Annotated in this window: 13 protein-coding genes; 8 read left to right on the top strand and 5 right to left on the bottom strand. The window is 43.3% G+C overall.

Annotated features, from left to right (window positions below; genetic code table 11):
• Nucleotides 1-18: 18 nt before the first annotated feature.
• The 3 genes from ACEN2L_RS02315 to rimK are packed head-to-tail and all read right to left on the bottom strand — an operon-like array spanning nt 19 to nt 2,432.
• Nucleotides 19-471, bottom strand: a complete 453-nt coding sequence (locus tag ACEN2L_RS02315) for an ATP-dependent zinc protease family protein (protein ID WP_441741551.1) — start codon at nt 469-471, stop codon at nt 19-21.
• Between the two features lie 18 nt (nt 472-489).
• The gene (locus ACEN2L_RS02320; protein WP_306021352.1) at nt 490-1,524 is read right to left on the bottom strand and encodes a succinylglutamate desuccinylase/aspartoacylase family protein; all 1,035 of its coding nucleotides are present in this window, start codon (nt 1,522-1,524) and stop codon (nt 490-492) included.
• A 2-nt stretch (nt 1,525-1,526) separates the two neighbouring features.
• Nucleotides 1,527-2,432, bottom strand: a complete 906-nt coding sequence (gene rimK / locus ACEN2L_RS02325) for a 30S ribosomal protein S6--L-glutamate ligase (RefSeq protein WP_306021351.1) — start codon at nt 2,430-2,432, stop codon at nt 1,527-1,529.
• Between the two features lie 123 nt (nt 2,433-2,555).
• Between rimK and ACEN2L_RS02330 the strand changes: the two genes are divergently transcribed.
• Together ACEN2L_RS02330 and speA are read left to right on the top strand one after the other, a co-directional pair.
• On the top strand, nt 2,556-3,896 hold the full coding sequence (locus ACEN2L_RS02330; RefSeq protein ID WP_306021350.1) for a magnesium transporter: 1,341 nt from the start codon (nt 2,556-2,558) through the stop codon (nt 3,894-3,896).
• Between the two features lie 113 nt (nt 3,897-4,009).
• Entirely contained in the window at nt 4,010-5,935 is a 1,926-nt protein-coding gene (gene speA, locus ACEN2L_RS02335; RefSeq protein ID WP_306021349.1) for a biosynthetic arginine decarboxylase, read from the top strand.
• A gap of 49 nt (nt 5,936-5,984) precedes the next feature.
• Here speA and ACEN2L_RS02340 read toward each other — a convergent pair whose 3' ends face one another.
• Nucleotides 5,985-7,157, bottom strand: a complete 1,173-nt coding sequence (locus ACEN2L_RS02340; protein WP_441741552.1) for a serine hydrolase domain-containing protein — start codon at nt 7,155-7,157, stop codon at nt 5,985-5,987.
• A gap of 253 nt (nt 7,158-7,410) precedes the next feature.
• Between ACEN2L_RS02340 and ACEN2L_RS02345 the strand changes: the two genes are divergently transcribed.
• Genes ACEN2L_RS02345 through ACEN2L_RS02355 form a run of 3 tightly spaced genes read left to right on the top strand, consistent with a single transcriptional unit; the run spans nt 7,411 to nt 10,145 of the window.
• Nucleotides 7,411-8,760: an AlkA N-terminal domain-containing protein gene (locus tag ACEN2L_RS02345; RefSeq protein ID WP_441741553.1), complete on the top strand. Its 1,350-nt coding sequence runs from the start codon at nt 7,411-7,413 to the stop codon at nt 8,758-8,760.
• On the top strand, nt 8,757-9,239 hold the full coding sequence (locus ACEN2L_RS02350) for a methylated-DNA--[protein]-cysteine S-methyltransferase (protein ID WP_441741554.1): 483 nt from the start codon (nt 8,757-8,759) through the stop codon (nt 9,237-9,239). The genes ACEN2L_RS02345 and ACEN2L_RS02350 overlap by 4 nt, the downstream gene beginning before the upstream one ends.
• A gap of 12 nt (nt 9,240-9,251) precedes the next feature.
• Nucleotides 9,252-10,145, top strand: coding sequence for a DMT family transporter (locus ACEN2L_RS02355; protein ID WP_441741555.1), 894 nt, complete (start codon nt 9,252-9,254; stop codon nt 10,143-10,145).
• Between the two features lie 47 nt (nt 10,146-10,192).
• On the opposite strand, the gene ACEN2L_RS02360 is transcribed toward ACEN2L_RS02355, so the two are convergent.
• On the bottom strand, nt 10,193-11,611 hold the full coding sequence (locus ACEN2L_RS02360) for a sensor domain-containing diguanylate cyclase (protein ID WP_441741556.1): 1,419 nt from the start codon (nt 11,609-11,611) through the stop codon (nt 10,193-10,195).
• Nucleotides 11,612-12,000: 389 nt separating this feature from the next.
• Here ACEN2L_RS02360 and glmU point away from each other — a divergent pair, with 389 nt between their 5' ends.
• The 3 genes from glmU (at nt 12,001) to glmS (ending at nt 16,091) form a co-directional block, all read left to right on the top strand.
• Entirely contained in the window at nt 12,001-13,359 is a 1,359-nt protein-coding gene (gene glmU / locus ACEN2L_RS02365) for a bifunctional UDP-N-acetylglucosamine diphosphorylase/glucosamine-1-phosphate N-acetyltransferase GlmU (protein ID WP_441741557.1), read from the top strand.
• A 118-nt stretch (nt 13,360-13,477) separates the two neighbouring features.
• Nucleotides 13,478-14,257 carry a DeoR/GlpR family DNA-binding transcription regulator gene (locus tag ACEN2L_RS02370; protein ID WP_441741558.1) on the top strand — a complete coding sequence of 260 codons (780 nt, stop codon included), beginning with the start codon at nt 13,478-13,480 and terminating at the stop codon, nt 14,255-14,257.
• A gap of 1 nt (nt 14,258) precedes the next feature.
• Nucleotides 14,259-16,091 (top strand): glutamine--fructose-6-phosphate transaminase (isomerizing), encoded by a 1,833-nt coding sequence (glmS, locus tag ACEN2L_RS02375; protein ID WP_441741559.1) that lies wholly within the window; start codon nt 14,259-14,261, stop codon nt 16,089-16,091.
• The last annotated feature ends 35 nt before the right edge of the window (nt 16,092-16,126 follow it).

Genomic DNA, 16,126 nt, shown 5'->3' on the forward strand with positions numbered 1-16,126 from the left:
ATTTTTCCTCAGAAACGATTATGAATTTATTTTATTTTTGGTAAGTAAGTATTCGAATTCGGGATCCACAACTAAGCGTCCTTGCATGGCCTCTCTGCCTAATAACATCAGATAACTCATTTCTGACCGGTCTGTTAGGGTAAGTTGAATGGGCCATTTCATCTTAGCCATGACTATCGTGGTGGTAATAACGAAGCGTTTTTCTCGTGTTGCAGTTGAGCTTTTTACTTTTCTGACATCGGCAACCTTGACTTCTCTGCGTACAATTTTACTGACTTGATGAATATCTGGATGAATATCAAAACTCACCCAAGATTCACCATCCCGCTCAAATTCATCAATATTATCAACATGCAAAGACGAGGTGGTTGCGCCGGTATCAACTCTCACATTTAGATCATTGATACTCAGTTCGGGTAAGTCACATAACTCTAACGAGCCGACTACGTGTTTATTTCCGAGTACGTTCATTATTTCCCTCTTTGATTTTTACAATACTATTGTCTGTTCCGCTAAGTCCAGATTATCTTGTAACAACTCAAGGCCAACAGCGACTGAGTCAGGCTGCTTAAAATATGCCACGTGGTACATTGCCTCGCCGGTTTGGGTTAGTGGAATATTTTGTTTACCTACAATTACCCCCTGAGCTGGTGCTAATATTTTGGCCAATTCATTGCCATAAGGGTCTGATATTAGGGCCAATACATCACCTTTTTGCACGTGATCACCTAATTGTGCGACGTGGTTTACAAAGCCACTTTCAGAAGCCCTCACCCAGCCACTTTGACGGGCAATAAAAGGTTGAATACTGTGTTCTTTACTGGATTTTCGTTTGTTTAACATACCCACTTCACGCATCACATTGATAACCCCCTTCAAACCGGCTCGAATCGACATTTCGTCGTACCGTAGGGCTTCACCGGCTTCGTATAAAATCACGTTGACGCCCATATCTGCAGCGCATTGGCGCAGTGAGCCTTCGCGAATATCAGTATTCAGTAATACAGGTAAACCAAATGACTTGGCCATGGCTAGTGTTGTTTCGTCAGCAAAGTCCCCTCGAATTTGCGGTAGATTGCTGCGATGAATGGCGCCAGTATGAAGATCTATTCCGTAATCGCATTTGGATACAATTTCAGTTAAAAATAAATGAGCTATCCGGCCTGCCAACGAGCCCTTTGCCGATCCGGGGAAAGAGCGATTGAGATCGCGCCGGTCAGGCAAATAGCGACTTTGGTTTAAAACACCGTAAACATTAACCATGGGCACAGCAATGAGCGTACCTCGCAAGCGCTGTATGGCCTTACTTTTCAATAATCGAGCGACAATTTCGATACCATTTAACTCGTCACCGTGAATTGCAGCGCTGACAAATAAAGTAGGACCAGGTCGCTTTCCCCTGTGCACATGCACAGGAATCGGAATTTTGTTATCGGTGAACAAACGTGGTGTGGGCAACTGAATCTGCTTAGACTCACCAGGTAGAATCTCAACGCCTGCGATGATTAATTTGTTTACTGTCAAAATTACCCCTTACCCACAGTTTTATTTTTATGAGGTTGAGCATTATTTTCAATAAATTCAATAATCATATCCGCAACATCTTTACCGGTGGCTTTTTCTATTCCTTCTAAGCCGGGTGAAGAATTCACTTCCATCACCACAGGGCCATTATTTGAGCGCAATATATCGACACCGCTCATATTTAAACCCATGGTTTTAGCTGCATCGACCGCAGTTTTGCGTTCAGCGGGTGATAAACGTACGACACTGGCGGTGCCGCCGCGGTGCAAATTAGAACGAAATTCGCCTTCGTTGGCTTGACGTTTCATTGCTGCAACCACTTTGCCGCCCACCACAAAACACCGAATATCTGCCCCGCCCGCTTCCTTAATGTATTCTTGCACCAATATATTGGCATTTAAGCCCATGAAAGCTTCGATAATGGCTTCTGCGGTTTTTTGTGTTTCAGCCAACACCACACCGATGCCTTGGGTACCTTCTAGTAACTTAATGACCACCGGCGCACCACCCACGTTTTTGATTAAATCGTCGATTCTATCCGGATGGTTTGCAAAGCCTGTTCTGGGCAAGCCAATGCCTTTACGAGAAAGTAATTGCAAAGAACGTAATTTATCTCTAGAGCGGCTAATAGCGACAGATTCATTGATTGAAAATGTTCCCATCATCTCAAATTGCCTGACGACTGACGTACCATAAAAGGTCACTGATGAACCTATTCTGGGGATGACCGCGTCATATTTTGGTAAAGGTTCACCTTTATAACGAACTGATGGACGGCTACTGGTAATATCCATGTAGCAATGCATTGTATCAATGATGTCAACTATATGGCCACGCTTCTCACCTGCCTCCTTGAGGCGCTGAGTTGAGTAGAGCTTGGCATTACGAGACAAAATGGCGATACGCATAAAATTTCTCCGCCGAACACTTTACGTATTCGATAAATATTCAAAATAAACCCCATTATATAGTTTAATGATTGAGAAATACCGTAAGATTGAAAATATAGATGCGGCAATGGAGCCTTTCAGATGGTAAATCAAGAGCAACGCGAAAGTGCCTTTTTGTGGACTTTAGATGCACTTAAGAATGAAGAGATTGCGGTGCCCATTATCGCCCGTGAATTTACCCCAGAAGACTGGGCGTTTATCTTTGAAGGATTGCCTAAAGTACTGCGCTTTGATCTCTGGCAAACCCTAACAGAAGATAAAAAGGCGCCCATTTTAGCGGCAATGCGGGATGACTCCCGTGAGCAATTAATATCCCTACTCAGCCCTCAACAATTAGAAGACGTGGTCAGTAGCAGTAGCGCAGAACACTTAGTCGAAATATTAGATGTCTTGCCAAATCGTATTGCTAAAGGCTTAATTAAAAAGCTCAATTCAGAGGAGTCAGGACGTGTTCAAGCGGCACTCAATTATGACGATTCTCAGCTCGGACGTTATATTAACCATGATGTGTATACCGTCAACAAGCGTGTCAATGTCAGCGAGTTACTGGCCGAAATAAAAGAAACCTTATTGCCCCCTTATACCGACAGCATACTGGTAGTTGATGAAGCCAATCATTACCTAGGACAAATAGACTTAAATAACTTATTTAAAAGTTCGCAAGATGTGAGCGTCATGCAATTGGCCGAGTTTTCAGACCGTATTTTATCTGCCGACCTTGATTTGTATGACGCTGCTGACGCAGTGAAAAGTAGCGGTGTATCGATGTTACCGGTGCTGAGTAAAGACGGCAGGCTGATAGGCCGCTTTACCCTAAAAGATGCCATCGATGTGTTTCAAGAATACTACGAAGCACAAGTGTCCCATATGGGTAAGGTCAGTGATGAGGACTTATTTGCCCCGGTATTTACCAGCTCACGACGCCGCGCAGTTTGGTTAGGCATTAACCTCGTTACTGCCTTTGCCGCCTCAATTGTTATCGGGGTATTTGATGCGGTTGTAGCGCAAGTGGTCGCATTAGCAGTACTGATGCCAATTGTGGCAAGCATGGGTGGCATAACAGGTAGTCAAACCTTGACCCTGACTATACGAGGCTTAGCCACCGGACAACTGGCGAGTTCAAATTTACGGGCACTTGGCAATAAAGAAGTACTGGTTGCGTTTTTCAACGGACTACTTTGGGCAACCGTGGTGTGCGTGATTACCTCGTTTTGGTTCGAAAACCCGTGGTTATCAGCCATTATAGCCGTATCGTTAGTGATCAACATGATAGTGGCTGCTTTTGCGGGTATCGCTATTCCGGTATTTTTAGACAAAATCGGCGTTGATCCCGCCCTAGCAGGCTCCGTAATACTCACTACAGTTACCGACGTTATTGGCTTTTTTATCTTCCTAGGTTCCGCTTCACTATTACTGATTTAATGGTTAATAGAATGAATCAATACAGATAAAGCCCTTATGGTCATAGCGTTGTCATGTTTTGTTCTCTATAATTCCGCACTTTGTATGCGACAACTCAGGGTTAAACTACATTAATGGTTAATAAAAAGAAGTGGACAATCGAGGATTCTGAAAACCTTTACCGGGTTAATCGGTGGGGCGCAGGATATTTTGAAATCGGTCAAAATGGTAATCTAAACATTACACCCGACCCTTCAAACAAAGATATTCGCATTGATTTCAAAGCCGTTATAGATGAGATCAAAGACGAGGGCATTCAGTTTCCAGTGGTAGTGCGCTTCCACGATATTTTGCGTTCTCAGGTAGCGATGCTGAATGAAATTTTCATCAAAACGGTGAAAGAAGCTGAATACCAAGGCAAATACATGGGTGTTTACCCCATTAAAGTTAACCAAATGCGTGAAGTGGTTGAAGAAATCGTTGACGCAGGCGCGCCTTTTAATTATGGATTAGAAGCAGGTTCAAAGGCAGAGCTATTAACGGTCATGGCCTACAATACCAATGAAGAATCATTAACGGTGTTAAACGGCTACAAAGATAAAGAGTTCATGCGACTCGCCTTGTTGGGCAATAAATTGGGCCGCAAATTTATTATCGTTATCGAAAAATACTCTGAACTACTGCTATTAGTCAAAACGTCAAAAGAACTCGGCATAAAGCCTATGATAGGCGTTCGCTCAAAAATGACAGTGAAAGGCCGGGGTAAATGGGAAGGTTCAGGCGGCGATCGCGCTAAATTTGGCCTGACGATTAGCGAAATTATCAGAGCTGCCCGTTACCTTCAAGAAAACGATATGGCCGATTGCCTAACGCTTTTGCATTTTCATATCGGCAGTCAACTTACCGATATCCGCGCAGTGAAAGAAGCCATTACAGAAGGCGCAATGATTTATGCCGACTTATATAACATGGGCTTTAAATTAAACTACGTCGATGTAGGTGGTGGTTTGGGCATCGATTATGACGGCAGCAAGTCAACCAGCGATTCTTCTCGAAATTACAGTATGGAAGAGTATGTTGCTGATATTGTCTTTGGTATGAAGCAAGTGTGCGATCTCGAAAAAGTACCTCATCCTACCTTGGTGAGTGAAAGTGGCCGTGCGATTACCGCTCACCATAGTTGTGTGGTCACGCAAGTCGTTGGCGAAATCAAAGCCAACGGCATGGAGATAGATACGACGCCGCTCGAAGATGATCATGTGCTATTAACCAATATGCGTGAATTAACTTCTGAAGTTCAAAACCAGAACAACTTACAAGAGATCTTCAACGACGCGTCACAGTGGAAAGAGCAAGCACTTACTGCGTTTAAATTACGTGTTATTTCGCTAGAAGAGCTAGGCAAAATTGAGACGCTATATTGGCAAACCATGGTAGTACTGCAGCAGCGTCTGAAGGAATTTGACTTTATTCCTGAAGAAATGAAAGAGCTGGATTACGATTTGTCATCACAATATTTGTGTAACTTCTCGGTGTTTCAATCAGCAGCAGATACGTGGGCCATTGACCAAGTATTACCGGTTATTCCATTAACTCGAATGAATGAAAAACCCACGGTGAACTGCTCTTTAGTCGATATTACGTGTGACAGTGATGGTAAATTAGATCAATTTGTCAGTGCTAATGGAATCGCTGATGTTATTCCAATGCACGAGCTGAAAAAAGACGAAGATTATTATCTTGGCTTATTTTTGACCGGTGCTTATCAAGACGTAATGGGCGATATGCACAACTTATTTGGGCGCTTAAACGAAGTGCACATATTTAGTTATGATGATGACCCAGAAGACTTTTACATTGAAGAAGTGGTTAAAGGCTCGTCGGTAGAAGATGTATTATCCATTATGCAATACAACCCAGGTGCGATGGCGCAATCAGTGAAGCGTATGATTGACAGCCATGTATCTAAGGGGCAGCTAAACCCTAGAGAAGGGGTAAAATGGACTGACTTCTATGAAGCCTGCTTAAAAGGCTATACCTACCTTAAAACCACCGACTAATCGTCTACCCCTAGTTTCTGCGCCATATGAGGTGTTCGAAACTAGGGGCCTATTTTGCCGCGGCTAAAGACCCTTGGATTTGTTTAGATTGCAACTCTAAGGCTGCAAAACACGCGGCCCAAAAATCAGCACTAAATTGATTAATTAAGTTAGATTCTGCATTCATTAGCATCACGTATCCCACATCATAATCCGGCGTAAACGCTACATCTGCGCGATATCCTTGCACCCAACCACCATGATAATTCAGTTTATGACCGTTAAAATCATAAATACGCCACCCTAATCCATAATGGGCATCATTGAGATATTGCCGCCATTCTCTGCGATAGGTTTCTTTTTTACTTTCAGTCAAAGGCTCAGTTACGGTATCAATAAGCTGTTGATTCATAACCTGAGGAAACTCTCCTAGTAGCGCTCTTACCCATAACACCATATCGCGCATACTGGCATTTACCCCTGCTGCAGGTGAATACTGGTAATAATCATCTCTAACACTGACCGCTCGCCATGTTTTTTTGCCAATAGCGACATGAGGCTTAGCCCAATTTTCTGACGCTAGCAGGCTATTTTTACCGACACTGGCATGGGGCATTTGTAATGGTTTAAAGAGTGTTTGGTCAATGGCTTGGCCAAAGGTGCTGTGATGTTGTTTAAAATATTCTTCTAATACACCAAACAACGTATTCTGATAGGTATAACATTTTCCGGGTGCACACAGCGGCTTAAGCTCCGAAAGCATATTTAATACCCTAGGAAGGGGGTAATTTGCTTCAATTAGATTATCGTAGGCATTAGGTGTAAAGCCGCTTGATTGACCCACAATATGTTGCAGTTGTAAGACGTTTTCACCCACAGCTGAAAAAGCATAGTTTGGCACAAGTTGAGCAATGGGCTGCTGCCATTGCACGCGATGTTGTTCAACATATTTAGCCATTAACATCGCAGTAAAAGTTTTCGATACTGATGCTAAACGGAACACCGTATCAGCGGTGATAGCGTCGCCATGTTTACTCTCTTTGCCATAGACAAAGACCTTAGCAACTTGGCCTTTTTCGATATACGCAAAAACATAGCCTGGTATGTTTTTATCGATGGCTTGTTGTTGAATTTGCTGCGAGTGGGCTTCAAGCCAAGCAGGTAGCTCAATATTATCTGCGGCCCTAACAACACTTGTGCTAATGACCACAAGCACACTCAGATACAGCAACCTTATAAACATCACACCCTTAATACGTAAAAATTATCGGACAACATTGCCGAGACAAGGTTGCTACCTTATTGAACCGCTTTCAGACTTGTATTATCCACTTAGACTGAGTTCACAATCAACCGCTGATAGCAAAGTCTCATGTTTAGGCCATGCTTTTCTTATTTATGAGCCACGGCAATTGGCCCATTAAACTCCGTTTTTGTCGCACTCCAAAGAATAAAAACGCTAGTATAGCCATATGTTGTTTAATTAGCGCCCCGCAATGTCAAACCTTAACATCTATCAACAAGCCCGTTTAAGTCGCGATCCAAGATTCGACGGCCAATTTTTCATTGCGGTAAAAACAACTCACATATTTTGCCGTTCTATCTGCCCTGCTAATTTACCTCTCGAGAAAAACGTTGAATACTTCTTACTGGCGCAACAAGCAATGCAACACGGTTATCGCCCCTGTTTACGCTGCCGCCCTGACAGTGCGCCAAAGTCTTACGCATGGCAAGGAGTAAGTACCACAGTGATGCGCGCAAGTCAGTTGTTACATTCTCATCTTGAACTGACTATAGGTGATATTGCTGAAAAACTTGGTATTGGCGAGCGATACTTTCGCCATTTATTCAAAAGCCAAATTGGATTAAGTCCGAAGCAATATCAATTGTACGATCAAATCTTGTTGGCCAAAAAACTCCTGCACCACAGTAATCTATCAGTCGAACACATTGCGCAAAGCTGTGGGTTCAATAGCGCTAGACGCTTACAACTTCAAATGAAAAAACAATGCAACTTAACACCAAGTCAGTTACGAAAAAAGCCTCCTAGAATTGAGCAAAATATTCAGCTCAGTATGAGTTTTCGCCCGCCCTATGATTGGCGTCAAGTTAGGGACTTTTTAGCATTAAGGGCCATTGAGAGAATTGAACTTGTGACTAGCGACAGTTATGCACGTTTTTTTACCTTTGAAAATGAAAAAGGGTGGTTTAAAGCAACGTATGATGAGAGCAAACGTCAGTTTCAACTCCAGATAAAACTGAATACCATCACACTACTACCGAAAATTATAGCCAATATAGAGCGGCAACTCGATGTTAACGCTGACGCCATCAATATCGAAAAAAGCTTGCTTGCTAGCGGGATACGTTCAGAACAAGTGAATCGAGGCATTCGCATTCCAGGCATATGGAATACCTTTGAAGCCGGTTGTCGTGCAATTTTAGGTCAGCAGATATCCGTGAAAGCAGCAATTAAATTGCTTACTCTATTGAGCCATACTTTGGGAGATAGCAGTGATGATGCGCTTTATTTCCCAAGCTCAGAGCGCATTGCTGCAAGCGATCTGGCCTTTTTAAAAATCCCTGCCAGCCGCAGAGCCACACTACGTAACTTTGCAAATTGGTATTCGTACAATCCGAACGCGGATGTCGGCGAATGGCTTAAGTTAAAAGGGATTGGTCCATGGACTATTGCGTATGTGCAACTGCGTGCCTTATCGATGCCAGATGTATGGTTAAACACCGATCTGGTGATAAAAAATCAACTCAAGAAATATTCAATTTCTGCTGAAGCAGCACGCCCTTGGCGCAGTTATTTAACCCTTCAACTTTGGACACTAGCATGAGCATCCGCACTCTGAATTATCAATATATGCCCAGCCCTTTCGGGCAACTAGAAATCGCTGCTACTGACGAAAATCTATGTATCGTACGTTTTAAAAGTGAGCGTTCACATCCAACTAATAACAATGAAATACTAGAAAAAACAATCCGCCAGTTAACTGAATATTTTTTAGGCTACAGACATACGTTTGATTTACCATTAGCCACCGATGGCACGCCCTTTCAACAAGAAGTCTGGCGGCAGTTAAACCGTATTCCTTACGGGGCAACCTGTAGTTATGGTGAAATTGCCAGCAGCATTCATCGCCCCAAAGCGGTACGAGCAGTTGGGGCGGCAAATGGACGAAACAGAATGTCGATTATTGTCCCTTGCCACCGAGTTATCGGCGCAAATGGCAGTTTAACAGGCTATGCGTGGGGCACATCCATCAAAGCGAGTTTGTTGGCACACGAACAAAAATACAAAATAATTCAATCATAATAGGACATTGTCGTGCCGGTTAAATTTGCTTTTGAGCTCGTCTTTTTAGCTGCAATTTGGGGCGCATCATTTTTATTTATGCGTACTACCTCTGCAGAATTCGGCCCTGTCTTGTTGATCACTTTGCGCACCGGTATTGCTGCGCTGGTGTTATTACCCGTGTTACTAGCCAAGCGACAATTAAACACGGTAGTAAAAAACTGGCGAATTATCTCCGTTATAGGTTTAACCAATACTGCCATCCCTTTTTGTTTGTTCAGTTACAGTACCCTCTATTTAGGGGCGGGCTATGCCTCGGTACTCAATGCAACCGCACCAATGTTTGGTGCACTCATTGCTTTTTATTGGTTAAAAGACCGCTTACTACGTATCGCAGTAGTTGGTTTAGTCATCGGTTTTGTTGGGGTGGTAGTGCTTAGTTTGTCGAGGCAGCACAGTGGCACTGCAACAGCGTGGCTACCCATCTTGGCAGCATTGGCTGCAACCAGTTTGTACGGACTTGCCGCCTGCGTAGCAAAGCGCTATTTGCAAGGAGTAAATGCCCTGGCCATTACAACCGGCAGCCAAGTAGTCGCGGCAATAACCTTAGCCCCTCTGAGTCTATTTTTTTGGCCTAATGAGATGCCTAGCTCCAACAGTTGGTGGCAGGTAGTGGCCTTAGGCGTCTTATGCACCGCATTGGCCTACATCTTATATTTTAGGCTTATTGCCAATATTGGCTCTGCAAAAGCCATTACTGTCGCGTATTTAGTGCCTGTATTTGGTGTACTGTGGGGAATAATATTTCTAGCTGAACGATTAAATCTAGGTATGTGGATTGGAGCGAGCTTAATACTGTTGGGCGTAGCACTCACATCGGGCTTATTTACCCGTTTCCGCTACATTGAAAGCGCACCCAAAGCTTGAATTTAACAGTACAGTGACTGTCAGGATAAGAGCGGAATAAACGCAGCTTATGATTCAATAAGCTGCATTCTTACCACATTACGCCCATCGCGTTTTGCCGAGAAAAGCGCATCGTCAGCCGCGGAGACCACTTCTGACATCGTACGGGCAATCGCAGTAAACGAAATACCAAAGCTGCCAGTAATCTGGATTGATGTGGTACCGGTAGTAATCGTCATTGCCGCTAGTTTATTACACAATTTTTGACATATTTCAGCGGCTTCATGAGGCCCTGTATCAGGCATCAAAATTATAAATTCTCCGCCAGACCAGCGGCCCAACACGTCTTTATCGCGCACTTCAGACAGCAACATCTTAGTGACTTGGCGCAACACAATATCGCCGGCCTTGCGCCCATGGGTCTCATTGATCGGCGCAAAATTATCTAAATCAACCAACACCAAGCTGACCGATTGTTTTTGATACATAAACTCTTCGTATTTTAACGTTGTATTACTGCGGTTGGGTAGCTCAGTTAAAATATCAATTTGCTTTATTTTCTGAATATCTTTTTTGAAGTAATACAACAGATTATAAATCAGTAAAAATAGACCGAAAATAAACGCCAACAAGGTCACAATGCTAATAATAAATCCGCGGCTTATGTCAATCTGACGAGATTCTAAGGGCGTTATCAAGTAGAGCGTCCAATCAAAGGCTTGTATCTTAATTTCTGCAATCAGTGACTCAACGCCATCAATGGGCAACAACTGATTATTTAGGGAAAGTTGTTTTTCTTCGGATAAATCAGCGTACCAACTTAAGTCGTTTAGGCTTTTGAATGTTGCACCTTGAACAAGCAATTCTGGATTTGAAGTCAGTGTTATGTCTTTGTTTTGGTCGACAAAAATAAAATCATAACCATAGGTTTTTTTATACTCGTTAAAGATTTCAGTGAATGCCTTTAAACTTTTACCCACACCAAATACGCCTAAAAATCGATGATTTTCGTCGTAAACCTTCAGGTCGATATAAAATTGCGGATTTTGCCATTGTCCAATATCAGCCATCGCGGTTGTTGGCTGCGCTTTATATCTGAAATACCAATCGACCTTTCCTTCAAGCAAATCAATTTTACTGCCATCAGAATTATACTGAACTCGGCTACTTTCACTGGCAATGAAAAAGTTAAGATCAAACTCTGTGTGCATACGCGCAAGCGTCGCATACACCTGAGCTTCATTAATATTTTCAGCCGACATTAAATCAAGTAATTCTCGGGCCTTGACCAACGTTTGTGAGATATGTAGCGGCTTCATCAGCTCTTCTACGATCAATTGAACTGCGGGAGAATGCGACTGTTGTTGAGCTCTGCTTTGCTCAGCAACAATTTTAGAAATACTAAAATGGACTAACGTCACAATGGAGATAACTACGATGACAAATAACATCAAAATACTACGGTGTAACGTTCTAAAAATATTCACAGGCTGCCTTGCTTATGTAAAGTTATTTTTTATCGCCAGTGGTCTCGTTGGCTAGGCGGTATTCCACAGTAGCTCAGTGTTAAAATCAAGTTCTGCACACTGTTTATACAAAATTAATCGCGCTTTAGTTCAAACATAAGCGCGATTGAACAAAAATCAGCCACACTGTATTTTATCTCAGACACCTTAATTAGAATTTACAAAATATTCGTGACCTGCTTACCTCAATTATCATAGCATGATCGCTCACCTAACAGACGAACTAGAATTCTGGCCGCTCTCCATGGCCTGAGAACGGAGATAGACAGCATCCTACAATCTTAATAAACATATAATCTAAATTTGGTATAGTCACCTGAGTTTTAAATAAGCATTAATAAGGAAAATATATGACATGTTCTGTGGTCATTCTGGCTGCTGGAAAAGGGACCAGAATGAAATCTACCTTACCCAAGGTGTTGCATCCCATTGGCGGCAAGCCTATGGTCCAACACATTATCGATACTGTTAAACAGGTTGGTGCCACGAATATTAATTTAGTCTACGGGCACGGAGCAGATCAACTGCAACAAGCCTTAGCGCACAACGAATTGAATTGGTGTTTGCAGGCAGAGCAATTGGGCACTGGGCATGCCGTCCAACAAGCCGCTCCTTTTTTATCAGACGAAGAAGATGTGCTGATCTTAGTGGGTGATGCGCCATTGATAAAAGCCTCAACCTTGAGTGAATTATTCAGTACCAAGCAGCAGGCAGATCTAGCCTTACTCACTGTGCATTTAGATGACCCTAGCGGAATGGGCCGGATTATTCGCCAAGGCGACAACGTCAGCGCGATTGTTGAACACAAAGATGCGACACCAGCTCAACGCAAAATCACTGAAATTAATACCGGCATGATGATCATGAACGGCAAAGATTTGAAGCGTTGGTTAAGCCAGTTGAATAACCAGAACGCTCAGGGTGAATTTTACCTGACCGATGTGATTGAAATGGCGGCCAACGAAGGCAAGATCATTAGAGCGTCGCACCCTACTTCAGCCACAGAAGTAGAAGGCATCAATAACCGCATGCAGTTAGCTAAAATTGAGCGAGCCTTTCAAACTGAGCAAGCAAACGACTTAATGAGCAAAGGCGTGACTTTATTGGATCCGCAGCGCTTTGACTTGCGTGGTGACTTAGTTGTTGGTCAAGACATTGTCATAGACGTTAATGTGGTCATCGAAGGAACCGTCAGCATTGGCTCAAATGTCAAAATTGGTCCCAATTGCCTTTTAATTGATTGCTCCATAGCCGATGGCTGTGTGATCGAAGCCAATTCGATTATTGAACAGGCACAAGTGGCAGAAAACTGCCAAGTGGGTCCCTTTGCTCGCTTACGCCCTGGCACTGAAATGCGTGAAAACGCCAAAGTAGGCAACTTTGTCGAGTTGAAAAAAACAGTTTTGGGGGTAGGTTCAAAGGCCAATCACTTCACTTATCTTGGTGATACTACTGTTGGTGATAAAGTAAATATTGGTGCAGGTACCATCACTTGCAATTATGACGGCGTAAATAAGTTTCGAACCGAAATTGGCGATGGCGCCTTTATTGGCTCAAACAGTTCAATCGTGGCACCTATATCAATTGGTAAAAATGCCACAGTGGGTGCGGGTTCAGTTATTACTAAGTCAGTCGACGATGCCGAACTGGCCATAGCACGAGCGAAGCAGCGCAATATCGAAGGTTGGCAACGGCCGGTAAAAAAGTAAGCTTTTAAAATATTATACTTACGAATGCAATATTATAACTTTCAATTCGAAAGTTAATATTGCATTTTGTAACTTAGCTATTACACTACAGGCTAATCTCAGTACAGAGTCTACTCTCTTGCAAAAACGCAACACTCAACAACGTCGTCGCGCCATCATAGAATGCTTAAATGCCAAGGGGGAAGTGCTCGTTGATGAACTGTCTCGTCAATTTTCAACCTCAGAAGTCACGATTCGCAAAGATCTAGCCGAATTGGAAAACAACGGCTTACTGTTACGCAAGTTTGGTGGTGCCGTATTATTGCCAAAAGACGCCTCTGAATTATCGAGTGAAAAGTTATCGAGCCGTAAGATGGCAATAGCTTACGCCGCTGCAGAACTGATCAACGATCACAATCGCATAATTATTGATAGTGGCAGCACAACCTCAGCCCTCCTCCCCTTATTAAGGGGTAAACTTGGCCTTGTTGTAATGACTAATTCATTACAAGTAAGTAATTACTTACTTGAACAAGAAAACGAACCTAAGATTTTGATGACTGGCGGTAGTTGGGATACGCAGTCCCATTCTTTTCAAGGCAAAATGGCCGAGTTAGTACTACGCTCTTACAATTTTGACCAAGCTTTTTTGGGAGCAGCGGGCTTAGATTTGGAACATGGCACAACAACCTTCAACGAATTAACGCAGCTTAGTAAGGTCATGGCAGAAGTGTCAGGTCAAGTGATTGTCATGGCAGAGTCAGAAAAATTACAACGAAAAATACCGAATGTGGAATTGCCTTGGCAATCCATCTCGATCCTGGTTACCGATGATTTAATCAGTTCCGGGGCCAAACAGCGTATTGAACAACATGGTGTAAAGGTGATTTGCGCCAAACCTCTTAAAACGGAGTCATAGAATGTGTGGAATTGTTGGAGCTATAGCAGAAAGAAATGTCGTTGAAATCCTCATAGAAGGCCTCAAGCGCTTAGAATATCGCGGATATGACTCAGCAGGCGTTGCGTTGTTAGATGCCGATGGCCAATTAACTCGTACGCGACGTATCGGAAAAGTAAAAGAATTGGCAGATGCCCTTCATCAACATCCTGTCAAAGGCTCGACAGGTATTGCGCATACCCGCTGGGCCACCCATGGTGGCGTAACTGAGGCCAATGCCCACCCTCATTTTTCAAGCGAACGTATTGCAGTCGTACATAATGGTATTATCGAAAACTACCAACAATTGCGTCAAGAATTGACAGCCAAGGGTTACGGCTTTACCTCTGACACTGATACCGAAACAATTGCTCACCAAGTCCATTGGGAAATAGACCAGTGTAAAGACTTACTAACTGCTGTTCAAAGAGCTGTCGCTAAGTTTCATGGGGCCTACGGCACTGTCATCATCGATAAAAATGATCCACAGCGCATGATTGTGGCCCGTTCTGGCAGTCCATTAGTGATCGGCTTGGGCATCGGAGAAAACTTTATTGCGTCTGACCAAATGGCACTCCTTCCAGTTACGCGTCGCTTTATGTATTTGGAAGAGGGGGATGTGGCCGAAATCACTCGTACCTCGATCACGGTATACAACGACCAAGGCGAGCAGGTAGAAAGAGCGGTTAACGAATCTGATATTGAGCATGATGCGGGCGACAAAGCCGGATATCGCCATTACATGTTAAAAGAAATCCATGAACAACCTAATGTCGTTCGTAACACCTTACTGGGTCGTTTAAACGAAACGGGCATTAGCCCTAATATTTTTGGCCAAGATGCAGATGCTCTGTTAGCGACCATAAAACACGTACAAATCATCGCTTGTGGTACCAGCTATCATTCTGGCATGACCGCTCGTTATTGGTTAGAGCAGTACGCTAATGTGTCATGTAATGTTGAAATAGCCTCAGAATTTCGCTACCGAAAATCCTTTGTTCACCCTAACAGTCTGATTGTAACTATCTCTCAATCAGGTGAAACTGCTGATACCTTAGCCGCACTTCGCTTAGCCAAAGAGCAAGGTTATGCCGCAAGCTTAACCATATGCAACGTGCCCGGCTCTTCATTAGTACGTGAATCTGATTTAGCCTTTATGACCCTTGCAGGTGCTGAAATCGGCGTTGCGTCGACTAAAGCGTTTACTACGCAATTAACGGGTTTATTAATGTTAACCCTCGCGCTAGGGCAACATAACGGAATGAGTCAGGCAGATCACCAACACATTGTTAAAGCCTTACACAGTCTGCCTGCTAAATTAGAAGAAACCCTCGAACTGACTAAGGGCATTAAAGAGTTAGCCGAAGAATTTGCCGATAAACAGCATAGTTTATTTTTAGGCCGTGGCGATCAGTACCCCATTGCGATGGAAGGTGCGTTAAAGCTTAAAGAGATTTCTTATATTCATGCAGAAGCCTACGCGTCCGGTGAATTAAAACATGGCCCCTTGGCTTTAATCGATGAAGAAATGCCCGTTATTGTAGTGGCACCTAATAACGAACTACTTGAAAAGCTCAAATCAAACGTAGAAGAAGTCCGCGCTCGTGGTGGCATTATGTATGTTTTTGCTGATAAGCAGGCCAATTTTAAAAGCGATAAGACCATGCGTGTTATTAATGTTCCTCATTGTGATGCTGCTATTGCCCCAATTATCTACACCATACCACTGCAGTTACTGTCTTATTACGTGGCCATAATTAAGGGTACCGACGTCGACCAACCCAGAAATTTAGCCAAATCCGTCACGGTTGAATAGTAAAGGGCTTCGGCCCCTTTTTTGTGCGCGTATTT

Source organism: Flavobacterium sp. W21_SRS_FM6 (genome assembly GCF_052119645.1).
Taxonomy (GTDB): Bacteria; Pseudomonadota; Gammaproteobacteria; order Enterobacterales; family Alteromonadaceae; genus Paraglaciecola.

Coding starts and splice junctions, on each gene's coding strand:
- rimK (WP_306021351.1), bottom strand. CDS start 2,432: ATGCGTATCGCCATTTTGTCTCGTAATGCCAAGCTCTACTCAACTCAG.
- glmS (WP_441741559.1), top strand. CDS start 14,259: ATGTGTGGAATTGTTGGAGCTATAGCAGAAAGAAATGTCGTTGAAATC.
- glmU (WP_441741557.1), top strand. CDS start 12,001: ATGACATGTTCTGTGGTCATTCTGGCTGCTGGAAAAGGGACCAGAATG.
- ACEN2L_RS02345 (WP_441741553.1), top strand. CDS start 7,411: ATGTCAAACCTTAACATCTATCAACAAGCCCGTTTAAGTCGCGATCCA.
- ACEN2L_RS02330 (WP_306021350.1), top strand. CDS start 2,556: ATGGTAAATCAAGAGCAACGCGAAAGTGCCTTTTTGTGGACTTTAGAT.
- ACEN2L_RS02350 (WP_441741554.1), top strand. CDS start 8,757: ATGAGCATCCGCACTCTGAATTATCAATATATGCCCAGCCCTTTCGGG.
- speA (WP_306021349.1), top strand. CDS start 4,010: ATGGTTAATAAAAAGAAGTGGACAATCGAGGATTCTGAAAACCTTTAC.
- ACEN2L_RS02315 (WP_441741551.1), bottom strand. CDS start 471: ATGAACGTACTCGGAAATAAACACGTAGTCGGCTCGTTAGAGTTATGT.
- ACEN2L_RS02340 (WP_441741552.1), bottom strand. CDS start 7,157: ATGTTTATAAGGTTGCTGTATCTGAGTGTGCTTGTGGTCATTAGCACA.